This is a genomic window from Ochrobactrum sp. BTU1, from assembly GCA_018798825.1.
Lineage (GTDB): Bacteria > Pseudomonadota > Alphaproteobacteria > Rhizobiales > Rhizobiaceae > Brucella.
In genome coordinates this window covers 822,390-848,048 of the sequence record CP076354.1, presented here as the reverse complement: position 1 = coordinate 848,048, position 25,659 = coordinate 822,390, and the positions used below count along the sequence as shown (strand labels likewise).

Below are 25,659 nucleotides of genomic sequence, written 5' to 3'. Positions count from 1 at the left end.
GGGAGTGCGTTGAGCTGAGCATCAGGCTCTGCTAAACACCGCGCATTCCCTTTACCCAAGACCTGCAGCCCGGCAGACGGGCCGCCAAAACAGGATATGCCCATGATCCCGCGCTATTCCCGACCAGAAATGGTCGCCATCTGGTCTCCCGAAACCAAATTCCGCATCTGGTTCGAAATTGAGGCCTATGCATGTGAGGCGCTTGCCGAACTCGGCGTAATCCCTAAAGAAGCCGCAAAGACGATCTGGGAAAAGGGTGATGCCGCCAAGTTCGACGTTGCGCGCATCGACGAAATCGAAGCCGTCACCAAACATGACGTCATCGCGTTCCTGACGCATCTGGCAGAATTCATCGGCCCAGACAGCCGCTTCGTGCATCAGGGCATGACCTCGTCGGACGTACTAGACACCACGCTCAATGTGCAGCTCGTTCGCGCAGCTGATCTGCTTCTCGCAGACATGGATCGTGTGCTTGCAGCGCTTAAGAAGCGCGCATTTGAACACAAGGATACCGTTCGTATCGGCCGCAGCCATGGCATCCATGCCGAGCCAACCACAATGGGTCTGACTTTCGCACGTTTCTACGCCGAAATGGAACGCAACCGCGCGCGTCTCGTTGCGGCACGCGCAGAAATCGCGACCGGTGCCGTATCGGGCGCTGTTGGCACCTTCGCCAACATCGATCCACGCGTTGAAGAATATGTCTGCGAAAAGCTCGGTCTCGAAGCAGAGCCAGTTTCAACGCAGGTTATTCCGCGCGACCGTCACGCCATGTTCTTCGCAACGCTCGGCGTTATCGCTTCGTCGATTGAGAACGTAGCCATTGAAATCCGCCACATGCAGCGCACGGAAGTTCTGGAAGCAGAAGAGTTCTTCTCGCCCGGCCAGAAAGGCTCGTCGGCGATGCCGCACAAGCGCAACCCTGTTCTAACCGAAAACCTGACCGGCCTCGCCCGTCTGGTTCGTATGTCGGTTGTGCCTGCGATGGAAAATGTCGCTCTCTGGCATGAACGCGATATTTCGCATTCGAGCGTTGAGCGTGCGATTGGCCCAGACACCACTATCACACTCGACTTCGCGCTGAACCGCCTGGCTGGCGTTGTCGAAAAGCTGGTGATCTACCCGGAAAACATGCTGAAAAACATGAACAAGTTCCGTGGTCTTGTGCATTCGCAGCGCGTTCTGCTCGCACTCACACAGGCTGGCGTTTCGCGTGAAGATTCTTACCGCCTCGTGCAGCGTAATGCCATGAAGGTCTGGGAACAGGGTGCAGACTTCCTCGAAGAACTGCTCGGTGACGCGGAAGTGCGTGCAGCACTTTCCGAAGAACAGATCCGCGAAAAATTCGATCTTGGCTATCACACCAAGCATGTTGATACGATCTTCAAGCGCGTTTTCGGCTGAGATTTAGGCTCTGGCGGCCTGCAAATCGCATCTTTCTGCGCTTCCGGTGCTCACGTACCTAAAAGTACGCTCCGCTCCGGTTCTCGAAAGCCACGATGTTCGGCACGCCATAACCAAAATCACTAAGGCTGATAAATTGAATCTGCAAAAAGCCCCATGTTTCTGTAAACATGGGGCTTTTTATTATTTCGGATTACGCGCTCTTTTTGATCGTATTGATCACATTACCCCATGGGTCTTCAAAGACGTGGTTATTACCGCCACGCGTATCTTCCATTTCGACCCATGCAAGACCTGTGCGATCCTTATCGCGCAAGCCGGCACCTGAACTCTGCCAGGCATTAGCACCAATGTGGTGGTGATAGCCGCCAGTGGACAGAAACACGGCCTTGTCGCCATAGGTCTGAACGGTGTCAAAGCCCAACTGCTGATGCCAAAAGGATTCAGCATCCTTCGCGTTGCCAACGCGCAAGTGAACGTGACCAACAACCGTGTTTTGCGGTGCGCCGTTCCATTCACCACCTTCACGATCAATAAGGTCGAGAAGGTTCTTCACGTCGAGCGCCTCGGTGCCCATCTTCACGCGATCACCATTCCACTGCCACGTATTGTGTGGACGGTCGGAATAGATCTCGATACCGTTGCCTTCAGGATCAGTCAGGTAGATTGCCTCGCTGACATTATGATCAGACGCACCGGCAACAGGCAGCTGCTTGTCGATGGCGCGGCGCGACCAGCGGGCGAGATCGCCACGAGTCGGCAGCAGGAAAGCCGTGTGGTAGAGACCAGCGCTGCGTGGATCATCAGGCTTGGCAGCCGAAAACTGCTCGATTTCCATCAATTCACGGTCGCCTGCACCCAATACAATGGAAGCGCCACGACGCGTCATTTCACGCAAGCCTACGACATCACGATAATACTCAGCCAGGGTTTCTGCATCGCGCGCTTTCAGACCAATGCGCGCCACACGTACCGGTGTCGTCATAGCAAAAGGCAAAGGAGCGCTCTTTACAGTGGCAGCGGTCGAACCACCCTTATCAGCAGCGGCCATCTTCAGTGTTTCAGTCATTTCATTCTCCTTCGGCGGCATTTCTGCGCGCGCGGAAAGAATATTGCTCATGACGGCAGCACCTGCAGAACCAAGTATCGTTCTTCTGCTTATCGTCATGGCCGTCAAATCCTCTCCGTAATTATCTTCCCGCTAAAGATCACAATTTAGCGAGTGTTTCACAAGATAGCGATCAGCGAACAAGCTGTTCATCATTTGCGACATCTAAGTTCTTTTTGACGCGCTATAGCTGAGCTTGAAGATGCGTTGAAACGGCTCTAAATAGGGGGCATGAAAGTCAAAGACGCAGATATTCTTATCATCCCCGGCTACACCAATTCCGGACCCGACCATTGGCAGACGCGCTGGGAGAATAAACTCTCGACGGCACGACGTGTCGAACAGGCCGAATGGTCGAAGCCAGTCAAAGACGATTGGGTGGCACAGCTGGTCAAAGCAGCCAATGAGACGACGAAGCCGATCGTGCTTGTTGCTCATTCGCTTGGCGTTGCAACTGCGCTTCACGCTCTTCCGCAAATTCAGCACAAGGTAGCCGGTGCTTTCTTTGTAGCGCCTCCCGATGTGTCGAACGAAAAGATCCGGCCAAAGCACCTGATGACATTCGGCCCTTATCCGCGTGAGCGCCTGCCATTTCCGACGATTACCGTCGTCAGCCGCAATGATCCCTTCTCAAGCTTTGAAGCAGCAGAAGATATCGTCAAGGATTGGGGCGCACTGCTGATTGACGCCGGTGATGCAGGTCATATCAATTCGGAATCCGGACATGGCCCGTGGCCAGAAGGCTCTATGGTTTTTGCTGAATTTATGACCAATCTTCAGCCGCCAAAAATGCATTGAATCAAAGAGTTATCTAATTTTCTGATCAAATAGATTCAGAACAGTTTTGAAAGCGGCAGATTGAATGATCTGCCGCTTATTTATTTAAGCCCGGACAGCGTCAACGAGCGTTTTTGCGCCGAGGCGCAGATAGCCGCTATCGTTTCCAAGTGTCAGGAACTGGAAGCCAAGCGGGATGTAGCGCCGTGCGAACTCTGCTGACGGCGAATAAATGCCAGCGAATTTTCCAGCAGCTGCGGCCTTACGAGCGATGATGCTCACTGGCTCGATGATCGCTTCGGAATCCGGATTGGCTTCACGGCCATTGCTCCAGGCAATCGAGAAGTCGGCAGGACCTACGAAAACGCCATCGATACCGCGCACGTCAAGAATCGCATCCAGCGCATCATAGGCATCGCGCGTTTCGATCATGGCGAAAGCCAGCGTGTCCTGATTGGCGGTTACGAGATAATCGTTCGAGCCCGGCGCTCCGTAATCAGCATTGGCGCGGAAAACACCCCATGAACGCTCGCCAATCGGCGGGTACTTCATTGCGGCTGCAAACTTACGCGCGTCTTCAACCGAGTTGATCATTGGCGCAATCACGGCCTGTGCACCAAAATCGAGCGCGCGGCTTGCCATATCGAAGCGACCAACCGGGATACGAACGACTGGCGGCTTACCAGCATTGAGGATCAATCCGAGACTGCGCAACACGCTCTGCTCATCATGGCCGCCATGCTGCATATCAAGCGTAACTGCTTCAAAGGAGCTGTGCGCCAGAACTTCAACTGTCAGTGCTTCCGGTAGAGATGACCACGCGGAAAGAACTGTTTCTCCGGCACGAAGACGCGAAGACAAAGACATGCTTATTCCCCTGCATTACAAAAAACTAAGGGCGGAAACGCATTTTGCATTTCCGCCCTTTATACTACGAGTTAGTCTTTCTGAACCTGCTGGATCGCTTCCTCAAGGAAAGCAAACATTTTCTCGCGAATGGTTTCGTCCGTTACCTTCACATCTGCCGCATCGAAATCGGCGCGTAGTTTGCGGAAAACGTCTTCATCGCCAGCTTCTTCAAAGTCAGCGGCAACAACTTCACGAGCATAGGCATCAGCGTCTGCATCGTGCTTGCCAAGAAGCTGTGCAGCCCAGAGGCCGAGGATCTTGTTACGGCGAGCCTCTGCCTTGAAGCGAAGTTCTGCATCCAGTGCGAATTTGCTTTCAAATGCGTTGCGGCGATCATCCATGCCAGTGGCCATTCATACAACTCCCAAGACTTTAAGTTATGTGAGATCGTCAACCGTTCTCTTGCCTAAAGCTGGCAAGGGGCGCAAGATTATACAAGAGCCAAAAGTCACTTTATTGATTTATCTGGCTCTGAAACGCTTAAAACGGGGGAACGGGTACAAAGCAGGATTGTTAAAAGCCCACAATTGCTATACGTAGCCCGCGAGAATAGCGGCAAAAGCCGATCATCACATTTTTGGAAATCCGAGAAAAGCCATGAACCGTCGCCGCCGTATTTACGAGGGCAAGGCCAAGATTCTTTATGAAGGCCCTGAACCCGGTACTCTTGTCCAGTTCTTCAAAGATGACGCAACCGCGTTCAACGCGAAGAAGCATGAAGTTGTTGACGGAAAAGGCGTGTTGAACAACCGCATCTCCGAGCACATTTTCACCCAGCTGAACCGCATTGGTATTCCAACCCACTTCATCCGCCGCCTCAACATGCGTGAGCAGCTGATCAAGGAAGTTGAGATCATCCCGCTTGAAGTCGTTGTTCGCAACGTCGCCGCAGGCTCGATGTCCAAGCGTCTGGGCCTCGAAGAAGGCACGGTTCTGCCCCGCTCGATCATCGAGTTCTATTACAAGGCAGACGCCCTCGATGACCCAATGGTCACCGAAGAACACATCACCGCTTTCGGCTGGGCCAGCCCGCAGGAAATCGACGACATCATGGCTCTCGCCATCCGCGTCAACGACTTCCTCACCGGTCTGTTCCTGGGCATCGGCATCCAGCTTGTTGATTTCAAGATGGAATGCGGACGTCTGTTTGAAGGCGACATGATGCGCATCGTCGTTGCCGACGAAATTTCGCCAGACTCGGCGCGCCTTTGGGATGTCAACACAAATGACAAGCTCGATAAGGACCGTTTCCGCCGCGATATGGGCGGGCTGGTTGAGGCCTATCAGGAAGTAGCGCGCCGTCTCGGCATCATGAACGAGAACGACACGCCCCGTCCTTCCGGCCCTACGCTTGTGAAGTAAAGATCCGCACAGCCCGGTAACTCGCGTTCCGGGCTGTTTTCATTGTTGTTAAATTAAATCAGCAGGAACTACAGAGTGATCAAGGCACGCGTCACCGTTACACTGAAAAACGGCGTTCTCGACCCGCAGGGCAAAGCTATTGTCGGCGCGCTCGGCAGCCTGGGCTTCGAAGGCATCAATTCCGCCCGTCAGGGCAAGGTCTTCGATCTCGAACTCGAAGGCTCGGACAAGGCGAAAGCTGAAGCCGAAATCAAGGCCATGTGCGAGAAGCTGCTCGCCAACACGGTTATTGAAGATTACGCAATCGTCATCGCCTGACGCGCTGCGGCTTAAGTATAGTTTTTTGCGCGCCTTCACACCGCTTCACAGCGGGTTTGAAGGGCACTCAAATTCAAAGAGACGTAAAACGCCATGAAAGCAGCAGTCGTTCTTCTTCCGGGCCTCAACCGTGACCGCGACATGATTGCGGCCATCACTAAGATTTCCGGTCAGGCACCAATCACCGTATGGCAGACAGACACGAGCATCCCCGATGATGTTGATCTGATCCTGATTCCCGGCGGTTTCTCTTATGGCGATTACCTGCGTTGCGGTGCAATTGCAGCGCGTATGCCGGTAATGCAGGCCATTCGCGAGAAGGCCGACAAGGGTGTCATGGTTATTGGCGTCTGCAACGGCTTCCAGATTCTCGTCGAAGCAGGAATGCTGCCAGGTGCGCTGATGCGCAACACGTCGCTGAAGTTCGTCTGCCGCGAAGTGAAGCTCGAAGTCAGCAATGCGAATACCTCGTTCACACGCGGTTATCAGCCAGGCCAGATCATCCGTTGCCCGGTTGCCCATCATGACGGCAACTATTTTGCTGATGCAGAAACACTGAAGCGGGTCGAAGGCGAAGGCCAGGTTGTGTTCCGTTATGCAGACGGCACCAATCCGAACGGTTCGGTCAATGACATTGCGGGCATCGTCAATGCGCGCGGCAATGTTCTCGGCATGATGCCACATCCTGAAAACCTGATCGAAGGTGCACATGGCGGCGATGACGGCCGTGCACTTTTTGCAGGCGCATTGGGTATCGCAGCTTAAAGCTTTAAAGCTCGACCAAGCAGATTAAATGGCCTTCGTTGAATAACGGAGGCCATTTTTTATTGCATAAACGAGATGCACAATTGGGGCCGCAAAAGAGAACAGTCCTTTCAGGACCTAGAGCATAGTTCCTTAAAATCGACTCGATCTAAGATAAATTATGCTGTAAAAACAGAGTCTTAGAGCGATCTTTCTGATCCAATAAGGCACACGACACTCTGGAGCAGTTCCAGTTGATATCGAAGCGTTGAAACCTCTCGATATTTTTGTTTCTACGCGCATCTGGTTTCGAAAACCGATCCCACTTTTCGGAATGCGCTCTAGCGCCACGCACAAAATCGTGGCAGCTTGATCGATAGATACTTCCTGAGTAAACCGAATCGGGGAACGATATCGATGCAGTTATATTCACGCCCACTCTCCCCCTATTCCGCTTTTGTGCGCGGTGTTCTTTATCTCAAGGAACTGCCGTTCAAACCTATTAACCTCCCCTATCCATTTCCCGAAGACTTCATTCATGTGACACCTTTAAAGCGTGTCCCGGTGCTGATTACCGGCTCTGGCGAGACATTGTTTGAAGCAGCTGTCATTGCGGAATATCTGGAAGACCATTTTCCGGACACTCCCGTTCTGCCCGGCAGCCCGCGCGAGCGTGCTCTGATCCGCCTTCTGGCGCGTGTGACGGAGCTGGAAGTTCTCGGCCCTGCGATGAAACTCTTCATTCTTCAGAGCAAGCCTGAAAGGGACCAGGCCACTATCGAGCGGCTGTTTACCAAGCTCCACAAAGGCTTGAGCGTGGTTGAATCCCGTCTCACCGATCACGATTTTGCACTCAACGATGCGCCGACACTTGCCGATGCATGGCTGCTGCCAGTACGCTTCCTCATGGAGCCACTCAAGAAGCTTTCGGGGAAAGACGATTTGCTGGCTGCTTACCCAAAATTCGACACATATGCGGTGAAAGCAAAGCAGGACCCTGCGTTCGAACTCATATGGAATGAGATGAGTGACGGGTTAAAGGCTTTCATGCCGCAGCTTGCCTGAATTATCCCGTCCAATAGAAAGCGCATTTTTGAAAATGCGCTTTAACACATTGTTTCTATGCGTTTATCGGCAAGCCACTCTTTTGTTGGTCTTGCCGAAAACGTTCTTATGGAGCCTTCCTTGAAGAACAAGACCATTGCGCTCGTTGCACTGCCTGCTCTGGCACTCTTTGCAGCCTGCACGCCGAAACCGACGCCTCCTACTCCCACAAGTGTTAGCAAAGCAGCGTTGGCAACCATGGAGCGGATCGCTGTGGGAGCGAATAGCTGTTGGTTCAAATCCAATGATAAGGATTTTCGCGGCTATGCATTTGCGCCGGAACTTAATTCTTTTTCAGGGCGTCCACGTATGTTGGTGGTTCCTGCTCGAAATCTGGCAGGACGCCCGCTTCTGGTTGTGCAGGCAGAAGGCAATCCAGCACGCATTGAAGCCTTTGGCCCGATGATGCAGCAGGGTCATAGCAGTCGTATCAGTGCTGACATTAATCGTTGGGCATCGGGCCAAAAAGGCTGCTGACGTTCAAATTTAACGGATGTGGAAACGGACCTTGCGCGATTCCACATCTGCCTCGTTCCGCGTAATACCTATATCGCGAAGCTGCTCGTCCGTCAGATCAATCAATTCAATGCGGCTGCGGCGCAGCATGAGACGCAGAGAGCACCATTCAATGAAACGCTGCCAGACAGAACGAGAAGCGTAACAAAAATCGCTTTCCCTTGTCTTGATTGTATCAATTGTATCTATTTCATCGTGCTTAACTGACGTATATGTCATAGCAAAGAGCCTTTTAAACTGGGCTTAGCCGATATTATGCATCAATCTGATGCGTGCAACGTAAATACAATTGACTCAAATATCGGTACAATGCTTATATTGTGACCATGACAAATTGGCTTCCCGACCTCACCGGAAAATCCGGCCCACTCTATCTTCAACTCGCTGACGCAATTGAAGAAGCGATCGCCCTTGGAACTTTGCCTGCGGGACAGAAGCTACCGCCGCAACGCAATCTGGCTTATGATCTGAAGGTGACAATCGGTACAATCGGGCGCGCCTATGCTCTCGCGCATGAGCGTGGACTTGTAACCGGCGAAGTTGGTCGCGGAACTTATGTGCTTGGCAGGGCCGACGGCAAGAATGCGCCACCTGCCTATTCGAGCGATGGCATTGCTGGCACGCGTATTCAGGACGCACCACTCGACAAGGGACGCTTCGATACGACGGCAGCTCCTGACGTCGGACAAAATACGATACTTGAGCCGCTGATTGCGTCTGTCATTCGCAATTTCCCGCATGAGGTTGTCAACTACACGCGACATTTCCCGCAACACTGGCTTGAAGCCGGACGCCAATGGCTCAATCAGGAAAACGCTCCTGCCGATGCGAGCAATATTGTTATCACCAACGGCGCACATGCTGGTGCAATTGCGGCGATTACGGCTTTCACCTCGCCCGGCGACAGGATTGTTTTTGAAGATCTCACTTACACACAAGTGAGCCGGTCCGTGAAAATTGCCGGACGCCGCGTCGCGATTGCCGCGAGCGATGAATATGGCATGATCCCGGAAGAATTCGAGCGGGTCTGCAACCAGCAGCACCCGACAATGGCGTTTCTCATGCCAAGCATCCACAATCCAACGCTTGCGACCATGCCCTATGAGCGCCGAGTGGCGATTGCCAATATCGCGGCTCGACACAATGTCTGGCTCATTGAAGATGACACATACGGGGTTATGACCCGGTCAAATATCCCGAAGATTGCCGATATTGCACCGGGACGCACATTTCTTCTCGGCAGTCTTTCAAAGGCCGTAACGGCTGGCTTGCGCTGCGGTTGGGTGGCCTGCCCGCCGCATTGCGCGCAACGTTTACGCGTGACCCACAAGCTGATGACGGGCGGCGTTTCGTTTCTGCTCGCTGAAACTACCGCACAGATGGTACTTTCAGGTCAGGCGAATGCCCTGCTGGACAAGTGCTCGGCTGAAATCAAATGGCGCGAGCAATTGGCCCGCAAGGTCTTCGCCGGTTACGACTTTGTTTCTTCACCGCATGTTCCGATCCTCTGGCTGAAACTGCCGGAACCATGGCTTGCCAGTACATTCAAAGCAGCCGCCTATGAAAACGGACTACTGATCGACGATGAAGACGAGTTCAAAGCCGGTCGCATTGATCGAACTTACCACCGGGTTCGTATTGCTTTTTCCTCACCGACGGATCGTAATCTGATCGAAAATGGCTTCGCAACTTTGCGGCAATTGCTGGAAAATGAACAAGTAGGCTATGAAGGCAGCATTTGAGCCGGGAAATCGGCATTTTCCTGTCGCGCTTCCAACAGAGTTAGGTTAAAGAGGCCCCTTGAAACCTTAGGTGTCCGCCCTTCGGCAGAAGTTTCCGGGTACCGCAGCCTGCGACGGGGTCCCTCATCTCCATGACTATTTCCAATAAGCGCGACATCACGCCGGAACTTATCTCTGCTCACGGCCTCAAGCCGGACGAATATCAGCGTATTCTCGACCTGATCGGACGCGAACCAAGCTTCACGGAGCTCGGCATTTTCTCGGCCATGTGGAATGAACATTGTTCCTACAAGTCGTCGAAGAAGTGGCTGCGTACTCTCCCGACAACCGGGCCACGCGTTATCCAGGGTCCGGGTGAAAACGCTGGCGTTGTTGACATTGGCGATGGCGACTGCGTCGTCTTCAAGATGGAAAGCCATAACCACCCGTCGTATATCGAGCCTTATCAGGGCGCGGCGACAGGCGTTGGCGGCATTCTGCGCGACGTTTTCACAATGGGTGCTCGCCCAATTGCAGCCATGAATGCCCTGCGTTTCGGTGAGCCTGACCATCCAAAGACCCGCCACCTTGTTTCCGGTGTTGTTTCCGGCGTTGGCGGTTATGGCAATGCTTTCGGCGTTCCGACCGTTGGTGGCGAAGTGAACTTCGACAAGCGCTATAACGGCAATATCCTCGTCAATGCATTCGCAGCTGGCCTTGCCAAGCATGACGGCATCTTCCTGTCGGAAGCCAAGGGCGTTGGCCTGCCGGTTGTCTATCTCGGTGCCAAGACGGGCCGGGATGGCGTTGGCGGTGCAACGATGGCATCGGCTGAATTTGACGAATCGATTGAAGAAAAGCGTCCAACCGTTCAGGTTGGCGATCCATTCACCGAAAAGTGCCTTCTGGAAGCCTGCCTTGAGCTGATGGCTTCGGGTGCGGTTATCGCCATTCAGGATATGGGTGCTGCAGGTCTCACCTGTTCTGCCGTTGAAATGGGTGCGAAGGGCGATCTCGGTATCGAGCTCATTCTCGACCATGTTCCGGTTCGCGAAGTAAACATGACAGCTTACGAAATGATGCTGTCGGAAAGCCAGGAGCGTATGCTCATGGTTCTCAAGCCAGAAATGGAAGAAGAAGCACAGGCGATCTTCCGTAAGTGGGGTCTTGATTTCGCAATCGTCGGCAAGACTACTGATGATCTGCGCTTCCGCGTCATCCATCAGGGCGAAGAAGTTGCAAACCTTCCGATCAAGGAACTCGGTGACGAAGCTCCTGAGTATGATCGTCCATGGATGGAACCGGGCAAGCATGCACCGCTGCCTGCCAGCAATGTGCCACAGGTTGAAGACTATTCGGATGCGCTGCTCAAGCTCGTTGGCTCGCCGGATGGTTCATCGCGCCGCTGGGTTTACGAACAGTATGACACACTCATTCAGGGCAACTCGCTGCAGCTCCCGGGTGGCGATGCTGGTGTGATCCGCGTTGAAGGTCACGCCACCAAGGCACTCGCTTTCTCGTCTGACGTAACGCCACGCTATTGCGAAGCTGATCCGTTTGAAGGCGGCAAGCAGGCTGTTGCCGAATGCTGGCGCAACATTTCCGCAACCGGTGCTGAGCCGCTTGCATCGACCGACAACCTCAACTTCGGCAATCCTGAAAAGCCGGAAATCATGGGCCAGCTGGTCAAGGCAATTGAAGGTATCGGCGAAGCTTGCCGTGCGCTCGATTTCCCAATCGTTTCGGGCAACGTATCGCTCTACAACGAAACTAACGGTCAGGCGATCCTGCCAACTCCGACCATTGCCGGCGTCGGCCTCATTCCTGACTGGTCGCAGATGGCCAAGATCGGCGGAATGCAGGATGGCGACACGCTGGTTCTGCTGGGCGGCGACGGCACCCATTTGGGTCAGTCAGTCTATCTGCGCGATCTTTTTGATCGTGCTGATGGCCCTGCTCCAACGGTTGATCTTGCTCTTGAAAAGCGTAACGGCGAGTTCGTCCGTTCGGCGATCCGCAATGGCCAGGTGACAGCCTGTCACGACCTCTCCGATGGTGGTCTTGCCGTTGCTGTTGCTGAAATGGCAATCAAGTCCGGCAAGGGTGCAGTTCTTGATGCGGGCGACGGCCTGCCACATGCCGCGCTGTTTGGCGAAGATCAGTCGCGTTATGTTGTTGCAGCAACACCTGAAATGGCGAAACTCATTGCGCTCAATGCAGAAGGTGCTGGCGTTCCGTTCCGTGTACTCGGCACGGTCGGCGGCGACCGCCTGAAGTTCGGTGCAACGGTTGATGTAGCAGTTGCAGAGCTTAACAATGCTTTTGAAGGCTGGTTCCCGGGCTTCATGAGTGGAGAAGCTGCAGTCGACAACTAAACGTTATTGGTTAGAACTGTTACCAATTGACGCCCGGCCGGGAACACCGCGCCGGGCGTTTGCTTGTCGGCAATTTAAACGTTAGACAGTTGAATATTGACGTATCACGATGATGCGTTACGATTCGAAACGAACAAGAAGAAGCCCTAAAAGGCAGGAGATTTTGCATGGCTATGGACGCTCATGAGATCGAAAAACTGATACGCGAAGGTATTCCCGGCGCAAAGGTTACGATCCGCGACCTTGCCGGAGACGGAGATCATTATGCGGCGGAAGTTGTTGCGGAAAGTTTCCGTGGCAAGTCACGCGTGCAGCAGCACCAGATGGTCTATGACGCCCTCAAGGGCAACATGGGCGGCGTGCTTCACGCCCTTGCCCTCCAGACCAGCGTACCAGAATAAACTAATCCAACACCGCTCTCGGTTGAGCTTTCCAGCCTTTAGCCAAGTGTTGAAATACACGCAATGGCACTTGGAAACGACAATCCGGGCGGTGATTTTCTTCCTGCGGCAAGATGTTGCCCCCAAAACAGCCTGATTTCGCGCTAATTTGACTTGCTTTCACCTTTAGAGGGTGATTACCAAAGCTCAGCTTACTATATTGGGGTAGAACCTCTCCCTACGCGGGCCGGGATTTGAACCGGCATCCTGAAAGGAACTAAAATGACCGGAATCAACGATTTCATTGACAATGAAGTGAAGACCAACGACGTCGTGCTGTTCATGAAGGGCACACCAGGTTTCCCACAGTGCGGTTTCTCCGGTCAGGTCGTTCAGATTCTCGACTATATCGGCGTCGATTATAAGGGCGTGAACGTTCTTGCTTCCGACGAAATCCGTCAGGGCATCAAGGATTACTCCAACTGGCCAACCATTCCTCAGCTCTACGTAAAGGGCGAATTTGTTGGCGGTTGCGACATCATCCGCGAAATGTTCCAGTCCAGCGAACTACAGGCACTTTTTACCGATAAGGGTATTGCAACCAAGGCCGCTTGAGGATTAATTACCCCTCATACGGCTTTTAAAGCTCACCTTTTCTAAAAGGCGCCGTTTCATGGCGCCTTTTCTATTGCCCGATGCATAGCCATCATAGGCAGCATCTGCTGCCGGGCCGCTGTTTTCTAAATTCTGACTACTACACCGGCACTCCCCTGACCGGTGTGCCGTTTATCGAGGACTACCCAAATGCCAATCGACATTCAAAATGGTTCTCCGGACCAGAAGACTTCCATGCGCGGGCGCGGCGAGTTCATCGCTCTCATTGCAGCGATCATGGCAATCAATGCGTTGGCAGTGGATATTATGCTGCCTGGTCTGCCGCAAATTGGCGCCAGCCTTGGCGTGCTCTCAGAAAATCACGCACAGTTTGTCATTACGGCCTATCTGCTCGGCTTTGGCGTATCGCAGCTGTTCTATGGTCCGCTGAGCGACCGTTTCGGCAGAAGATTACCTCTCTTTGGCGGTTTGCTGATCTATATACTCGCAGCACTTGGTGCAGCCGTTGCAACGGATTTCACAACACTTATTGTTCTGCGCGTATTGCAGGGACTGGGTGCCGCAGCAACGCGTGTAATTGCCGTTTCAGTTGTTCGCGATAAGTTTGCCGGGCGTCAGATGGCTGAAGTCATGTCGCTCGTCATGATGGTCTTCATGATCCTGCCAGTGGTCGCCCCTGCAACCGGTCAGCTGATTATGCTGTTCGGTGAATGGCATCTGATCTTTCTGTCTATGGCGCTTATGGCTGTTATAATCGGTGTATGGGCATATTTGCGCCTGCCCGAAACGCTGCCCGTCAGCCATCGTCGTCCGTTGACAGTCAAGAGTGTAATCGGTGGTTTTGGTATCGTTCTGTCCAACCGCGTAGCGCTCTTCTACATGCTCGGCACCTCGTTCATTCTTGGAGCGCTGTTCGGCTACATCAACTCGGCGCAGCAAATCTTTGTTGATATCTACAAACTTGGATCGCTGTTTCCGCTGGCCTTTGCTGCCGTCGCCATGACGCTTGCTCTCGCATCGTTCCTCAACTCCCGCCTTGTCGGTCGCTACGGTATGCGCCGCATTTCACAGACGATGCTGCTGGTATTTGTCGGCTTCAGCCTGCTTTGGGTCGTGCTTTCTGTGACATTCAGCGGTCCCGTGCCATTCTGGATGCTGATGACGATCTATATGACCATCATGTTCTCGTTCAGCCTTGTAACGGCTAACTTTAATGCGCTGGCTATGGAGCCTCTGGGCGAAGTCGCCGGTACGGCATCTTCCGTTTTGGGCTTTGCACAGACAGTCATCGGCGCAGCACTCGGCGCAGTCATCGGTCAGGCATTCGATGGAACGACAACACCGGTCGCCGCAGGCTATTGTGTGCTGGGCTTCATCGCATTCATCTGCGTTTTGATTGCTGAGCGCGGCAAGATGTTCAAGCCGCACAACAAGCCAATCTGAGTAGAAAATAAAAAGCCCGCCAAATGGCGGGCTTTTCTTATTCTTCCCAAAGAGCTGCCTGAATGGCTTTCCAGCTTTCCTTGTCAGGTGCAATCAGCAGCCCACCACCGGTGTGCGACGGCAGATAGTCGCTTTCATCCCAGCGTGCGAGATACCCACCCGCTTCCTGATGGATAAGCGCACCGGGCAAATGATCCCACGGCATCAGCTTGTTATAGACTGCGAAATGCGCGCCGCCTGTCGCGATAATACGATATTCATGTGCCGCACAGCGATAGCCGATCTTGGAGAGAAACTTCGTCTGGTTGCGTGCAAGGCGCGAACGGATCGGATCGACAGTATATTGCCAGGAAACCGCACCGGTCATCTGCGAAATATCAACAGGCTCAGCCACACTCACGCGGCTCGTTGAACCATTGGCATGGCGAATATGCGCGCCGCTACCCTTTGAAGCAAGAATCCAGTCCTTGCCGACTGGGTCGTAGATAATGCCGGCAACTGTCTCGCCTTTGGCAACAACCGCCAGCATTACGCCGAACAGGGGAACACCTGAAGCAAAATTGAAGGTGCCATCGACTGGATCGATCGTGAATGCAAGATCCGCATCACCGAGCCCATCAAGCAAAGCCTCATCATCAGAACAAGCCTCTTCCCCCACGATCAGCGCGTTGGGAAAGCGTTCATTGAGGCGCGCCGTGATATAGCGCTCGGCATTCACATCGGCTTCTGTGACGAGATCGGCAGCAGAGGTCTTTTGGCGAATATCGCCCTGCCCCAGCTGGCGAAAGCGAGGCATGATTTCTTCGTTGGCTGCTTCTGCCAGAAGATCGGCCAGCCAATCAATCTGCTTTTCATCAAACTGCACTATCATTCTCCACGTCGGAATTTGCCATCAGGCCTGCGAAATCGAACAGTTTGCGGTCGAGAAGATGGCTCGGGCGCACATTGGTCATGGCGCGGATCATCGTGTCCTTACGGCCCGGCATACGCTTTTCTATATCGGTCAGCATCGCCTTCATTGCATTGCGCTGCAGGCCTTCCTGGCTACCGCAGAGATCGCAAGGAATGATCGGAAACTGCATCGCAGTCGCAAACTTTTCCATATCTTCTTCCGCCGCATAGGCGAGCGGACGGAAAACCATGAGATCACCTTCGTCATTGAGAAGCTTCGGCGGCATGGCGGCAAGACGGCCACCATGGAAAAGATTCATGAAGAAGGTTTCGAGAATGTCTTCGCGATGATGGCCGAGAACAACGGCCGAGCAGCCTTCTTCTCGCGCTATGCGATAGAGATTGCCGCGGCGTAAACGCGAGCAAAGGGAGCAATAGGTGCTGTTTTCAGGCAGCTTTTCAGTAACAATGGAATAGGTGTCCTGATACTCGATGCGATGCTTAATACCGTAGCTGTTCAGGAAATCCGGCAGAATGTGCTTCGGAAAATTTGGCTGGCCCTGATCGAGATTGACCGCCAGCAATTCCACCGGCAGCACACCGCGCCATTTGAGATCGAGCAGAAGCGCCAACAGACCGTAGGAATCCTTACCTCCGGAAAGGCAAACCATCCAACGCTCACCGGGCTTTACCATGGCAAAATCTTCGATAGCCTGGCGCGTATGACGCAGGAGACGTTTACGCAGCTTGTTGAACTCAACCGAGGCTGGCACATCGCGGAAAAGTGGGTGGCAGCCATCGCCTCCGTTTTCGTCTGCGATATCTGACCCGATGTTAGGATCAAAAGCGTTCATGATGCTTCCTGCGAATAAGAGAGATTATGTTTACATACAGAAAAGCCGCCCTCGGGAAAACCGAGGGCGGCCATTTATTTCAGCTAAATGAGCCAGAGGCTCAAAATTAACGCGAATAGAATTCGACGACGAGGTTTGGTTCCATCTGAACGGCGTATGGAACGTCGCCGAGAACTGGAACGCGTGCGAAGGTCGCAACCATCTTGTTGTGATCGACTTCAACGTAGTCAGGAACATCGCGTTCTGCGAGCGCAACAGCTTCGAGAACAACAACGAGCTGCTTCGACTTTTCGCGAACTTCAACAACGTCACCAGCCTTCAGGCGGTAGGACTGAATGTTGACGCGGCGGCCGTTTACGTTGACGTGACCGTGGTTGATGAACTGGCGTGCAGCGAAGATCGTTGGAACGAACTTTGCGCGGTACACAACAGCGTCCAGACGCGATTCGAGCAGGCCGATGAGGTTTTCACCGGTATCGCCCTTGCGGCGAGCTGCTTCGTCATAGGTCTTGCGGAACTGCTTTTCCGAGATATCGCCGTAGAAGCCCTTGAGCTTCTGCTTTGCGCGGAGCTGTACACCGAAGTCGGACAGCTTGCCCTTACGGCGCTGACCGTGCTGGCCTGGGCCATATTCACGACGGTTTACAGGGGACTTCGGACGGCCCCAGATGTTTTCGCCAAGGCGGCGATCAATTTTGTACTTAGCGGATTCGCGCTTGCTCATCGCATTTCCTTTAAAAAGTTAGTGCACCTTACGGCGCTGACAGGAAACGCGCCCTCCTCTGCCCTTGGGTTTCAAGGACTGACAGGATGAAGCGCGCAGCTGCGATCTTCATCCACGGGACACGTCAAATGAAACGCCGGAGCGTTTAGGCTCCAGCGATGGCGGCTTTTAGTCATTGGAGTGTCATCTTGTCAAGGCAGAAGCCCTGATTTTAAGCCATTTGGCCAGCTCAAAGCGGATCTTAAATGGCACAAGGCATCATTTATAGAAGAAGCACGTCGAACTGGGTCTGATCGAAGCCAATTGCAACGTTCTGCCATCAAGCGTGAAGGAACGACATATCACCTTTCAACATTACTCGTTAGCGCCCGATATCAAAAGAGGTGAATATGGCCGTTTCCTTCGCTTTCCTTCAAAGGCTGATGATTATCGCCTTCGCTACTTTCGCGATTGTGGTGTTTCCGCAAGAGAACTGGGGCAGTCTTTCGAGCGCTAACGCGCAAAACCTTATCGAAAGGATGTTAAACGGTAACGCCAGACACACATCTTCCCACAAGCGGCCGAAGAAAAAGCGTATAGCCAAACAAAAGCAATCAAAAGCATTGCCTGCTGCGCCTAGCCCATCAGCTACCCCCGCACCCGTGGTTATTCCGTTACCGACGCCATCACCTCGCCGCGAAGAGGAAACAGCAAAGCAGCCTGAACAATCGGAGCCCACTCAAACACCTCCTACTGAAAAGGCTCCACTTCCCGATAAAAAACCAGAACAACCGGTAGAAAGCGCTGAACCACCCCCCGCACCAGCACCCCCTGCAAAGCCCGAACGTATTTATCAAGTGTCATGTCCTGCACTGATGGCTGGAGACGTAGAGGGCAAACTGTTGCCACCGATTGAAGATGGCCCGCAATGCAGCGCTCGTTCGCCTCTATCGCTCACAGCTATAGGAAAAACCGAGCCGCTGAAATTCGCCACCGCAGTCACGACAAATTGCGCCATGGCTGTGACGCTTGCTGAGTGGTCGAAAGATGTCAGTGACGCCGCGAAGAAAGTGTACGGCGACAGCATCAAGATCACTGAAATCGGCACCGGTTCGGATTACCAGTGCCGCAAGGTCAATGGTGCTTCGACGGGGCGAGTGTCAGAACACGCTTTCGCCAATGCGCTTGATATCATGTCATTTAAGTTTTCAGATGGCTCGAAGACGGAGCTCGAAAGCGGCTGGAATGGGTCTGAAAAAGAGAAAACTTTCTGGCGCGCGGTGCATGGTGCGAGCTGCAAGCTTTTCATGACTGTGATCGGGCCCGACGGCGATGCTGCGCATCGCACAAACATGCATCTGGATCAGGGCTGTCACGGCAAATCCTGCCTTGCTCGAATCTGCCAGTAAGATATTCTGCTAGAGCATTTCCTGTTTTGATTGAATTATTGGAAGTGCTCTATCCATTTGTTTCTACGCGCATCTTTTTCCGAAAACCGCTTCGCACTTTTCGGGATGCGCTCTAGGTGACGGGGAAAACACAAAAAAATCCAATCTGCGTTTCTAATAGCATCGTCATTATCGATTTGCTTACCGCACTTTGCGCGGTAGCTGTTCAAAGGAAGCGATCCATGAAATCGACCCAACTTATACTTTCTGCAATTTTTACACTTGGAATTGCGGGCGCAGCCCATGCAGATGCGGTACCTAAGCGCTCGAAAGATTTTACCGGAAACTACCAAACGCTCGCAAAAGATCAGCAGGCATCGCCGCAGGTGGCCGACTGCATTGCGAGCGCCTATGACTATGTGAAGAAAAGCAAAAAATACGACCGCCTTGGCTTCACCAAAGCGGACATTGCAGCAGCCACGACGAATGACAAATCATCGAAATTCAGCGCGAAAGACGCAAGCAAGGTTTCTGCGGTGATTTCTGTTCCGGGAGAAGCGCGCAATAGAAGCGGTGCGCAGTGGGATACAATCACTTTGCGCTGTGGAATTACCGGCGGCAAGCTGAAAGCTATTGAGCTTGCGCCCGGAAAAGGCGCAAAATAGGCTATAGTTTTGTAATCTTGGAGAGCAGCTGATTAAAAGTCAGCTGCTTTTCTTGTCTGAAACATGCTCCGGCAAGCCCTTGCGTTTGGTTTCCGCAAATTCTTCCAGTTCCTTCTCGGTCATCGACTCATACATTTCTTTTGATGCACCGATCAGCTCACTCTTTTTGATTTCACCGCGCTTGGCAGCGAGTGCTGCACCGGCAGCTTTTTGCTGCGCCTGTGATTTTGCTGGCATAATCCTTACTCCCTTTTTCAAGAGAACAACGAGCGCGCCGATATCAGGTTCCTTAATCTTCTGTAGCTGCATCAAAGCGTGAACGGGCGCTGCGCATTTCCTCGCGATTTTTAACCGCCCACTGGCCCAACACATCAATCGGCACGGCCAGAGAATGACCAAGCTCGGTAAGTGAATAAGTCACTTCCGGCGGAGATGTTGGACGTACATGACGCGCGACCAATCCATCGCGTTCGAGAGATCGCAGGGTAACGGTCAGCATTCGCTGGGAAATGCCCTCAATCGCGCGACGTAAAGCGTTGAAACGCAATGAACCCGTTTGCAGATTGAAAACCACGAGAATGCTCCAGGTATCACCGACGCGATCCAGCACCTCGCGAATAGGGCATGAGCCCTCACCTTCGGGATCAGCCTGAAAAGCGGGTGTTGAAGACAATAAGGGCGAGCTCGCATTTGGCTCGGTCGTATTTTTCATTCTTACTCCTTAAAGCGTATCGCACTTAACAAAGTTCAGGCGGCACGCTTTAAATCATCGCTTCCAGGCACCTCTTTCCCCAAAGACGTTTTGCATTTGGGGGAGTCATGCGCGCGCCAAAGCCTACTGTTTTTATCGGCGATTTCTGCTCTTGCCGGCAACGCGGTTACTTCCATGTACCTTAAACATGAAAAAGTGCGTTCTTCACAAGGCTTCTCATCTCGACTACCTAGTTACCATAAAGAACCTGATTATTAAATATCACTTCTCTAGGTTTAACTGAAAAGGAAAATGTCATGGCTAAAATTGCACTGATCGGCGCTACCGGCTTTGTAGGCGCTGCTGTCCTCAAGGAAGCCGTATCTCGCGGCCATACTGTAACGGCCCTCGCCCGCAACACGGACAAGGTTGAGAAACTCGATAATGTTACAGCAGTGAAGACAGACGTATTCGACACTGACGCGCTCGCCAAACAACTTGCAGGCCACGACATCGTTATTTCAGCCTTCAACCCCGGCTGGACGGATGCCAACATTCGCGAAAACCATATCAAGGGCAGCCGCTCCATCAACGAAGCTGCCAAAAGGGCTGGCGTTAAGCGTCTCATCGCAGTCGGCGGTGCAGGCAGCCTTGCCATCAATGGCCATCAGCTGGTGGATTCACCCGAATTTCCCGCCGAATGGAAAGAAGGCGCACTTGGCGCACGTCAGGCATTGAACGAATTGCGTGATGAAAAAGACCTTGATTGGACGTTCGTTTCGCCTGCGATCATTCTTCAGCCGGGCGAACGCACCGGAAAATATCGTCTTGGTGCTGACGAGCCCGTGTTTGATGACAAGGGCGAAAGCAAAATCTCCGTCGAAGATTTGGCTGTTGCGATTGTCGATGAAGCAGAACAGGGCAAGCACATCGGCAAGCGTTTCACCGCTGCATACTAAGGCAATCGATTGCCGGGCGGGCAACCGCCCGGTTTCCTCAAGGTAACCCGATCACCTTTCAGTGCGTTCTTAACAAGCGGCATGAAGCGCCTTAATTAAAGCGCAACAGCCAACAGATCGATGGAACGCCATGGAACTCGGTATTTATACTTTCGGTGATATCGGGCCTGATCCCGAAACCAATCGCCCCCTTTCGCCGCAACAACGGCTCAGCAATCTCATAGAAGAGATTGAACTCGCCGATCAGGTCGGCCTCGATGTGTTCGGCTTGGGCGAGCATCATCGCCCGGACTACGCGATTTCTGCACCGCCTGTCGTGCTGGCAGCGGCAGCGTCACGCACGAAGAACATTAAGCTGACCAGTGCGGTGACGGTTCTTTCGTCTGACGATCCGGTGCGGGTCTATCAGCAATTTTCAACGCTTGATCTCATCTCCAACGGGCGTGCTGAAATCATGGCAGGTCGTGGCTCGTTCATCGAGTCCTTCCCCCTTTTTGGTTATAATCTCGACGATTACGACACGCTTTTTGCCGAAAAACTCGATCTGTTGCTTAATATTCGCGAGAATGAGCGGGTTAGTTGGACTGGCACCATGCGCGCAGCAATTGACGGACGTGGTGTCTATCCGCGCGCACTACCGGATTCCTTACCCATCTGGCTCGCAGTGGGTGGTACGCCCGCTTCAGTGGGACGAGCAGCACTTCTTGGCCTGCCTCTCGCCATCGCGATTATCGGAGGGTATCCGGAGCGTTTCGCGCAATTGACCGATTTCTATCGCGAAGCAGGTCTTAAAGCCGGACACGCACCAGAAAAACTCAAAGTTGGAATCAACTCTCACGGCTATATTGCTGAAAACTCTCAACAAGCTGGCGACGAATTTTACAGTTCATACGCCTATGTCATGAGCAAACTCGGACGTGAGCGTGGTTGGCCGCCGGCCACTCGTGAACAATTTGATGCGATGTGCCAACCACGAGGATCATTGCTCGTCGGAAGCCCGCAACAGATCGTCGACAAAATCTTGAGCCAGCATAGCTATTTCAAGCATGACCGGTTCTTGCTGCAGACAGCCCTCGGCAATCTGCCGCACAAAAATACAATGAAATCAATTGAGCTGTTCGGGACCAAGGTTGCGCCGGAAGTCCGCAAGGCCTTGAGCATGCGAACACCCGCTTAAAACAAAAGCCGGCTGTATATTCCCAGCCGGCTTTTTTTATTAGACCAGTTCAACTTCAACGACACCTGGAATTGCCTTCATCGCGCTCGCAATTTGCGGACTGACGCGATAGCGGTGGGGAAGCTCAATCTCGACTTCGCGCTGACCTTCTTCCTTAATGACAATCAGGCTCACCTGACCGTCGCCACGCGTGTTGAAATGCGGAACAATATGCTTCACCGCTTCCGCTGAACGAAGATAGAGCCGGAGTGCCTTCTGCATCCGGCAGGCTTCGTCCTCGAGCGACTGCACCGTCTGAATTCTGAGGCCAATCCCTTCTGGACGGTTTTCCGCGGCAACTGTGATCACCACCGATTTACCGCTTTCAAGCAGGTCGCGGTACTGCGCGAGACCTTCCGAGAAAAGTACGGCTTCAAACTGGCCGGTGGCATCCGACAGCTGCACAATGCCCATTTTGTTGCCTGTGCGCGTCTTACGCTCCTGTCTGGTGGTTACTGTTCCGGCAAGACGACCTGCATTTGCACCACGCTTCACCGCCGCCGAGAAATCGGCCCAGCTCTGCACACGCATCCGGTCAAGGACCTGACGATATTCATCGAGCGGATGGGCGGACAAATAAAAGCCAACTGCCTGAAACTCGCGATGCAACTTTTCCGAAGGGAGCCATGGCGCTGCCTGCGGAAGAATCAGTGTTTCTTTCGGAGCACCTGAAAGCCCAAAAATATCGGACTGGCCGCTGGCCGCATTTTCCTGCGTGCGCTGCGCGAAGCCCATAATGCGGTCCATACCCGCGCTCATTGCAGCACGGTCGCGACCAAAGCAATCAAGTGCGCCTGCATTGATCAGGCTTTCCGTTACGCGGCGATTGACGATTTTCGGATCGATCCGCTCACAGAAATCCTCAAGGCTTTCAAACGGCTTTTCGGACCGCACACTGACGATATGATCAACGGCAGCTTCGCCCACGCCCTTGATTGCTGCCAAAGAATAGAAAATCTTCTTCTCGCCCACCTCGAAAGGACGGAACGATGTCATGACGGAAGGTGTCACAACATCGATTGCCAAACGATTTGCATCACGACGGAAATCATTGAGCTTATCTGCGTTCGACATATCATAGGTCATCGATGCCGCTAGAAACTCAACTGGATAATGCGCCTTCATATAGGCAGTTTGGTAGGAGACAATCGCATAGGCAGCAGCGTGCGACTTGTTGAAGCCGTAGTCAGCGAACTTAGCCAACAGGTCGAAAATCATATTCGCCTGAGCCTTATCAACACCACCTTCGATCGCACCATCAACAAAACGGACACGCTGCTTGTCCATTTCTTCGCGGATTTTTTTACCCATCGCGCGGCGCAGAAGATCAGCTTCACCGAGCGAATAGCCGGAAAGCACCTGTGCGATCTGCATCACCTGTTCCTGATAAACGATAACGCCCTGCGTTTCCTTGATCAGATCGTCGATTTTTGGATGAATGGAGGCGATTTCCTCCTCACCGTTCTTGCGCGCATTATAGGTCGGGATGTTTTCCATCGGACCAGGGCGATAAAGCGCAACAAGCGCAATAATATCCTCGATCCGGTCGGGACGCATACCAAGCAACGCCTTACGCATACCGGCACTTTCCACCTGGAACACGCCGACCGTTTCGCCGCGCGACAGCATTTCATAGGTGAGTTCATCATCGAGCGGCAGGCGCGACAGGTCTATATCGATGCCCTTGCGTGCAACGAGCTTCACGGCTGTTTCGAGAACCGTCAGTGTTTTCAGACCCAGAAAGTCGAACTTGACCAACCCGGCTTGCTCGACCCATTTCATATTGAACTGAGTGACCGGCATATCGGAACGTGGATCGCGATACATCGGCACGAGTTCAGAAAGCGGACGATCGCCGATGACGATACCGGCGGCGTGGGTCGAGGCGTGACGATACAGTCCTTCAAGCTTCAGCGCCATATCAAGAAGACGGCCAACAACGGGCTCCTTCTCGCGCTCTTCATTGATCTTTGGCTCAGTCTCGATGGCTTGTGCCAGAGACACCGGATTGGCCGGGTTCTGCGGTACAAGCTTACAGAGACGATCAACCTGACCGTATGGCATTTCGAGAACACGGCCCACGTCGCGTAGCACAGCACGCGCCTGCAAAGTACCGAAGGTGATGATCTGCGCGACCTGATCGCGCCCGTATTTCTCCTGAACGTAGCGAATAACTTCTTCGCGACGATCCTGACAGAAGTCGATATCGAAGTCGGGCATCGATACGCGATCTGGATTGAGGAAGCGTTCGAACAGAAGCGAGAAGCGCAGCGGATCAACGTCTGTAATCGTCAAAGCATAAGCGACGAGCGAACCCGCACCAGAACCACGCCCCGGTCCTACAGGAATACCCTGTTGTTTGGCCCATTTGATAAAGTCCGCAACGATCAGGAAGTAACCCGGGAATTTCATGCGGGTAATAATGCCGATCTCGTAATCGAGACGTTCGGCATATTGTTCTTCTGTATAGCCTTCAGCAAGACCTGCTGTTTCCAACCGCATCTGCAGGCCTTCACGCGCCTGACGTGCCAGCTCGTCAGCTTCCGCCTGAATGGCTGCTTCAGGATCGTCAGACTCGCCGGTGAAACGCGGTAGGATCGGCTGACGTGTCTGCGTGAACCAGCTGCACCGCTCGGCGATTTCAATCGTGTTTTCGAGCGCTTCGGGCAGGTCTGCAAACAGGGCAGCCATTTCCGAACGGCTTTTCAAATGATGATCCGGCGTCAAGCGACGGCGATCATCATTGGATAGAATTTGACCTTCAGCGATGGCAAGAAGCGCGTCGTGCGCTTCAAAATCCTCGGCTTTCAAAAAGAAAGCTTCATTGGTCGCGACGAGCGGCAGTTCCATCGCATATGCTAACTCGACGGTCTTTGCCTCAAGCGCGCGATCATAGCCCGCCTGCCGCTGCAACTCGACATAAAGCCGATCACCGAATGCTTCTTTCAAAAAGGCCAAACGGGTTTCAGCGCGATCGGGACGATCAGCAGCAAATGCGCGTCCGATTGGCCCCAAAGGGCCGCCTGAAAGAACAATCACGTCTTCTGACAGATCAGATAACCAGCTTGCATCGACATGCACTGGGTCTCCCGATTGCGTATCAAGAAACGCTCGGCTGACAAGCCTGACAACGTTCGCATAACCTTCCTCAGTCGAAGCGAGGAAAACCAGAGGTGCAAGATCGAGAACCAATCGTCGGTTTGCACTGCGGCTGTTATCGTTGTGATCGCCAAAAGCAACATCCAGCTGGCAGCCTATGATTGGCTGCAAACCATCCTTTGACGCCTTTTGTGCAAACTCGAGAGCGCCGAAAAGGTTGTTGCTGTCAGTTATCGCGATGGCCGGTGCTTGATCGGCAATCGCCTGTTTGATGATCTTGCCGACAGGCAGCGCGCCTTCCAACAAGGAGTAAGCAGAATGAACTCGCAGATGAACGAAACGAGGTGACGACTTGCCCCCGCCCGCTAAAATGCTTGCTTTATCATTCATACTATTTCCCCGTTCTTTGCAGAGCTA

Annotated in this window: 26 protein-coding genes; 16 read left to right on the top strand and 10 right to left on the bottom strand. The window is 53.2% G+C overall.

Annotated features, from left to right (window positions below):
• Positions 1 to 102: 102 nt before the first annotated feature.
• Complete coding sequence (locus KMS41_04085; protein QWK78427.1) at positions 103 to 1,404, top strand: adenylosuccinate lyase; 1,302 nt, start codon at positions 103 to 105, stop codon at positions 1,402 to 1,404.
• A gap of 193 nt (positions 1,405 to 1,597) precedes the next feature.
• Here KMS41_04085 and KMS41_04080 read toward each other — a convergent pair whose 3' ends face one another.
• Entirely contained in the window at positions 1,598 to 2,473 is an 876-nt protein-coding gene (locus tag KMS41_04080) for a VOC family protein (GenBank protein QWK78766.1), read from the bottom strand.
• Between the two features lie 270 nt (positions 2,474 to 2,743).
• Between KMS41_04080 and KMS41_04075 the strand changes: the two genes are divergently transcribed.
• A complete protein-coding gene (locus KMS41_04075) occupies positions 2,744 to 3,310 on the top strand; it encodes an alpha/beta hydrolase (GenBank protein QWK78426.1) in 567 nt (188 codons plus the stop codon).
• Between the two features lie 84 nt (positions 3,311 to 3,394).
• On the opposite strand, the gene KMS41_04070 is transcribed toward KMS41_04075, so the two are convergent.
• Entirely contained in the window at positions 3,395 to 4,162 is a 768-nt protein-coding gene (locus KMS41_04070) for an HpcH/HpaI aldolase/citrate lyase family protein (GenBank protein ID QWK78765.1), read from the bottom strand.
• Positions 4,163 to 4,227: 65 nt separating this feature from the next.
• Positions 4,228 to 4,551 (bottom strand): DUF1476 domain-containing protein, encoded by a 324-nt coding sequence (locus tag KMS41_04065; protein ID QWK78425.1) that lies wholly within the window; start codon positions 4,549 to 4,551, stop codon positions 4,228 to 4,230.
• A gap of 244 nt (positions 4,552 to 4,795) precedes the next feature.
• On the opposite strand from KMS41_04065, the gene KMS41_04060 reads away from it, so the two are divergent.
• The 5 genes from KMS41_04060 to KMS41_04040 all read left to right on the top strand — a co-directional run bounded on the left by KMS41_04060 (position 4,796) and on the right by KMS41_04040 (position 8,203).
• On the top strand, positions 4,796 to 5,560 hold the full coding sequence (locus KMS41_04060; GenBank protein QWK78424.1) for a phosphoribosylaminoimidazolesuccinocarboxamide synthase: 765 nt from the start codon (positions 4,796 to 4,798) through the stop codon (positions 5,558 to 5,560).
• A gap of 75 nt (positions 5,561 to 5,635) precedes the next feature.
• Positions 5,636 to 5,878 carry a phosphoribosylformylglycinamidine synthase subunit PurS gene (gene purS, locus KMS41_04055; protein ID QWK78423.1) on the top strand — a complete coding sequence of 81 codons (243 nt, stop codon included), beginning with the start codon at positions 5,636 to 5,638 and terminating at the stop codon, positions 5,876 to 5,878.
• 93 nt (positions 5,879 to 5,971) lie between these two features.
• A complete protein-coding gene (gene purQ, locus KMS41_04050; protein QWK78422.1) occupies positions 5,972 to 6,643 on the top strand; it encodes a phosphoribosylformylglycinamidine synthase subunit PurQ in 672 nt (223 codons plus the stop codon).
• Between the two features lie 396 nt (positions 6,644 to 7,039).
• On the top strand, positions 7,040 to 7,687 hold the full coding sequence (locus KMS41_04045; GenBank protein ID QWK78421.1) for a glutathione S-transferase family protein: 648 nt from the start codon (positions 7,040 to 7,042) through the stop codon (positions 7,685 to 7,687).
• Between the two features lie 120 nt (positions 7,688 to 7,807).
• Positions 7,808 to 8,203: a hypothetical protein gene (locus tag KMS41_04040; protein QWK78420.1), complete on the top strand. Its 396-nt coding sequence runs from the start codon at positions 7,808 to 7,810 to the stop codon at positions 8,201 to 8,203.
• Between the two features lie 9 nt (positions 8,204 to 8,212).
• Here the strand turns inward: KMS41_04040 and KMS41_04035 are convergent, their stop codons facing one another.
• Complete coding sequence (locus tag KMS41_04035; GenBank protein QWK78419.1) at positions 8,213 to 8,461, bottom strand: DUF1127 domain-containing protein; 249 nt, start codon at positions 8,459 to 8,461, stop codon at positions 8,213 to 8,215.
• Positions 8,462 to 8,568: 107 nt separating this feature from the next.
• On the opposite strand from KMS41_04035, the gene KMS41_04030 reads away from it, so the two are divergent.
• The 5 genes from KMS41_04030 to KMS41_04010 all read left to right on the top strand — a co-directional run bounded on the left by KMS41_04030 (position 8,569) and on the right by KMS41_04010 (position 14,776).
• Complete coding sequence (locus KMS41_04030) at positions 8,569 to 9,984, top strand: PLP-dependent aminotransferase family protein (GenBank protein QWK78764.1); 1,416 nt, start codon at positions 8,569 to 8,571, stop codon at positions 9,982 to 9,984.
• Between the two features lie 131 nt (positions 9,985 to 10,115).
• The gene (gene purL / locus KMS41_04025) at positions 10,116 to 12,338 is read left to right on the top strand and encodes a phosphoribosylformylglycinamidine synthase subunit PurL (protein ID QWK78418.1); all 2,223 of its coding nucleotides are present in this window, start codon (positions 10,116 to 10,118) and stop codon (positions 12,336 to 12,338) included.
• Between the two features lie 167 nt (positions 12,339 to 12,505).
• The gene (locus KMS41_04020) at positions 12,506 to 12,739 is read left to right on the top strand and encodes a BolA family transcriptional regulator (GenBank protein QWK78417.1); all 234 of its coding nucleotides are present in this window, start codon (positions 12,506 to 12,508) and stop codon (positions 12,737 to 12,739) included.
• Between the two features lie 261 nt (positions 12,740 to 13,000).
• On the top strand, positions 13,001 to 13,333 hold the full coding sequence (gene grxD / locus KMS41_04015; protein QWK78416.1) for a Grx4 family monothiol glutaredoxin: 333 nt from the start codon (positions 13,001 to 13,003) through the stop codon (positions 13,331 to 13,333).
• 189 nt (positions 13,334 to 13,522) lie between these two features.
• Positions 13,523 to 14,776, top strand: coding sequence for a multidrug effflux MFS transporter (locus tag KMS41_04010; GenBank protein ID QWK78415.1), 1,254 nt, complete (start codon positions 13,523 to 13,525; stop codon positions 14,774 to 14,776).
• Between the two features lie 37 nt (positions 14,777 to 14,813).
• Here the strand turns inward: KMS41_04010 and KMS41_04005 are convergent, their stop codons facing one another.
• From KMS41_04005 to rpsD, 3 genes are all read right to left on the bottom strand, one after another.
• Complete coding sequence (locus KMS41_04005; protein ID QWK78414.1) at positions 14,814 to 15,641, bottom strand: inositol monophosphatase family protein; 828 nt, start codon at positions 15,639 to 15,641, stop codon at positions 14,814 to 14,816.
• Complete coding sequence (gene ttcA, locus KMS41_04000; protein ID QWK78413.1) at positions 15,631 to 16,521, bottom strand: tRNA 2-thiocytidine(32) synthetase TtcA; 891 nt, start codon at positions 16,519 to 16,521, stop codon at positions 15,631 to 15,633. Before ttcA ends, KMS41_04005 begins: the two co-directional genes overlap by 11 nt.
• A gap of 106 nt (positions 16,522 to 16,627) precedes the next feature.
• Positions 16,628 to 17,245: a 30S ribosomal protein S4 gene (rpsD, locus tag KMS41_03995; protein ID QWK78412.1), complete on the bottom strand. Its 618-nt coding sequence runs from the start codon at positions 17,243 to 17,245 to the stop codon at positions 16,628 to 16,630.
• A 389-nt stretch (positions 17,246 to 17,634) separates the two neighbouring features.
• On the opposite strand from rpsD, the gene KMS41_03990 reads away from it, so the two are divergent.
• Together KMS41_03990 and KMS41_03985 are read left to right on the top strand one after the other, a co-directional pair.
• Positions 17,635 to 18,633, top strand: a complete 999-nt coding sequence (locus tag KMS41_03990) for an extensin family protein (GenBank protein QWK78411.1) — start codon at positions 17,635 to 17,637, stop codon at positions 18,631 to 18,633.
• Positions 18,634 to 18,854: 221 nt separating this feature from the next.
• The gene (locus tag KMS41_03985) at positions 18,855 to 19,277 is read left to right on the top strand and encodes a hypothetical protein (protein ID QWK78410.1); all 423 of its coding nucleotides are present in this window, start codon (positions 18,855 to 18,857) and stop codon (positions 19,275 to 19,277) included.
• Between the two features lie 39 nt (positions 19,278 to 19,316).
• On the opposite strand, the gene KMS41_03980 is transcribed toward KMS41_03985, so the two are convergent.
• Positions 19,317 to 19,514: a DUF3008 family protein gene (locus KMS41_03980; GenBank protein QWK78409.1), complete on the bottom strand. Its 198-nt coding sequence runs from the start codon at positions 19,512 to 19,514 to the stop codon at positions 19,317 to 19,319.
• A gap of 52 nt (positions 19,515 to 19,566) precedes the next feature.
• Complete coding sequence (locus KMS41_03975) at positions 19,567 to 19,989, bottom strand: helix-turn-helix transcriptional regulator (protein QWK78408.1); 423 nt, start codon at positions 19,987 to 19,989, stop codon at positions 19,567 to 19,569.
• Between the two features lie 296 nt (positions 19,990 to 20,285).
• Between KMS41_03975 and KMS41_03970 the strand changes: the two genes are divergently transcribed.
• Positions 20,286 to 20,927: an NAD(P)-dependent oxidoreductase gene (locus tag KMS41_03970; protein QWK78407.1), complete on the top strand. Its 642-nt coding sequence runs from the start codon at positions 20,286 to 20,288 to the stop codon at positions 20,925 to 20,927.
• A gap of 130 nt (positions 20,928 to 21,057) precedes the next feature.
• Positions 21,058 to 22,104: an LLM class flavin-dependent oxidoreductase gene (locus tag KMS41_03965; protein QWK78406.1), complete on the top strand. Its 1,047-nt coding sequence runs from the start codon at positions 21,058 to 21,060 to the stop codon at positions 22,102 to 22,104.
• 39 nt (positions 22,105 to 22,143) lie between these two features.
• Here KMS41_03965 and dnaE read toward each other — a convergent pair whose 3' ends face one another.
• Positions 22,144 to 25,632, bottom strand: coding sequence for a DNA polymerase III subunit alpha (gene dnaE / locus KMS41_03960; GenBank protein QWK78405.1), 3,489 nt, complete (start codon positions 25,630 to 25,632; stop codon positions 22,144 to 22,146).
• Positions 25,633 to 25,659: the final 27 nt, after the last annotated feature.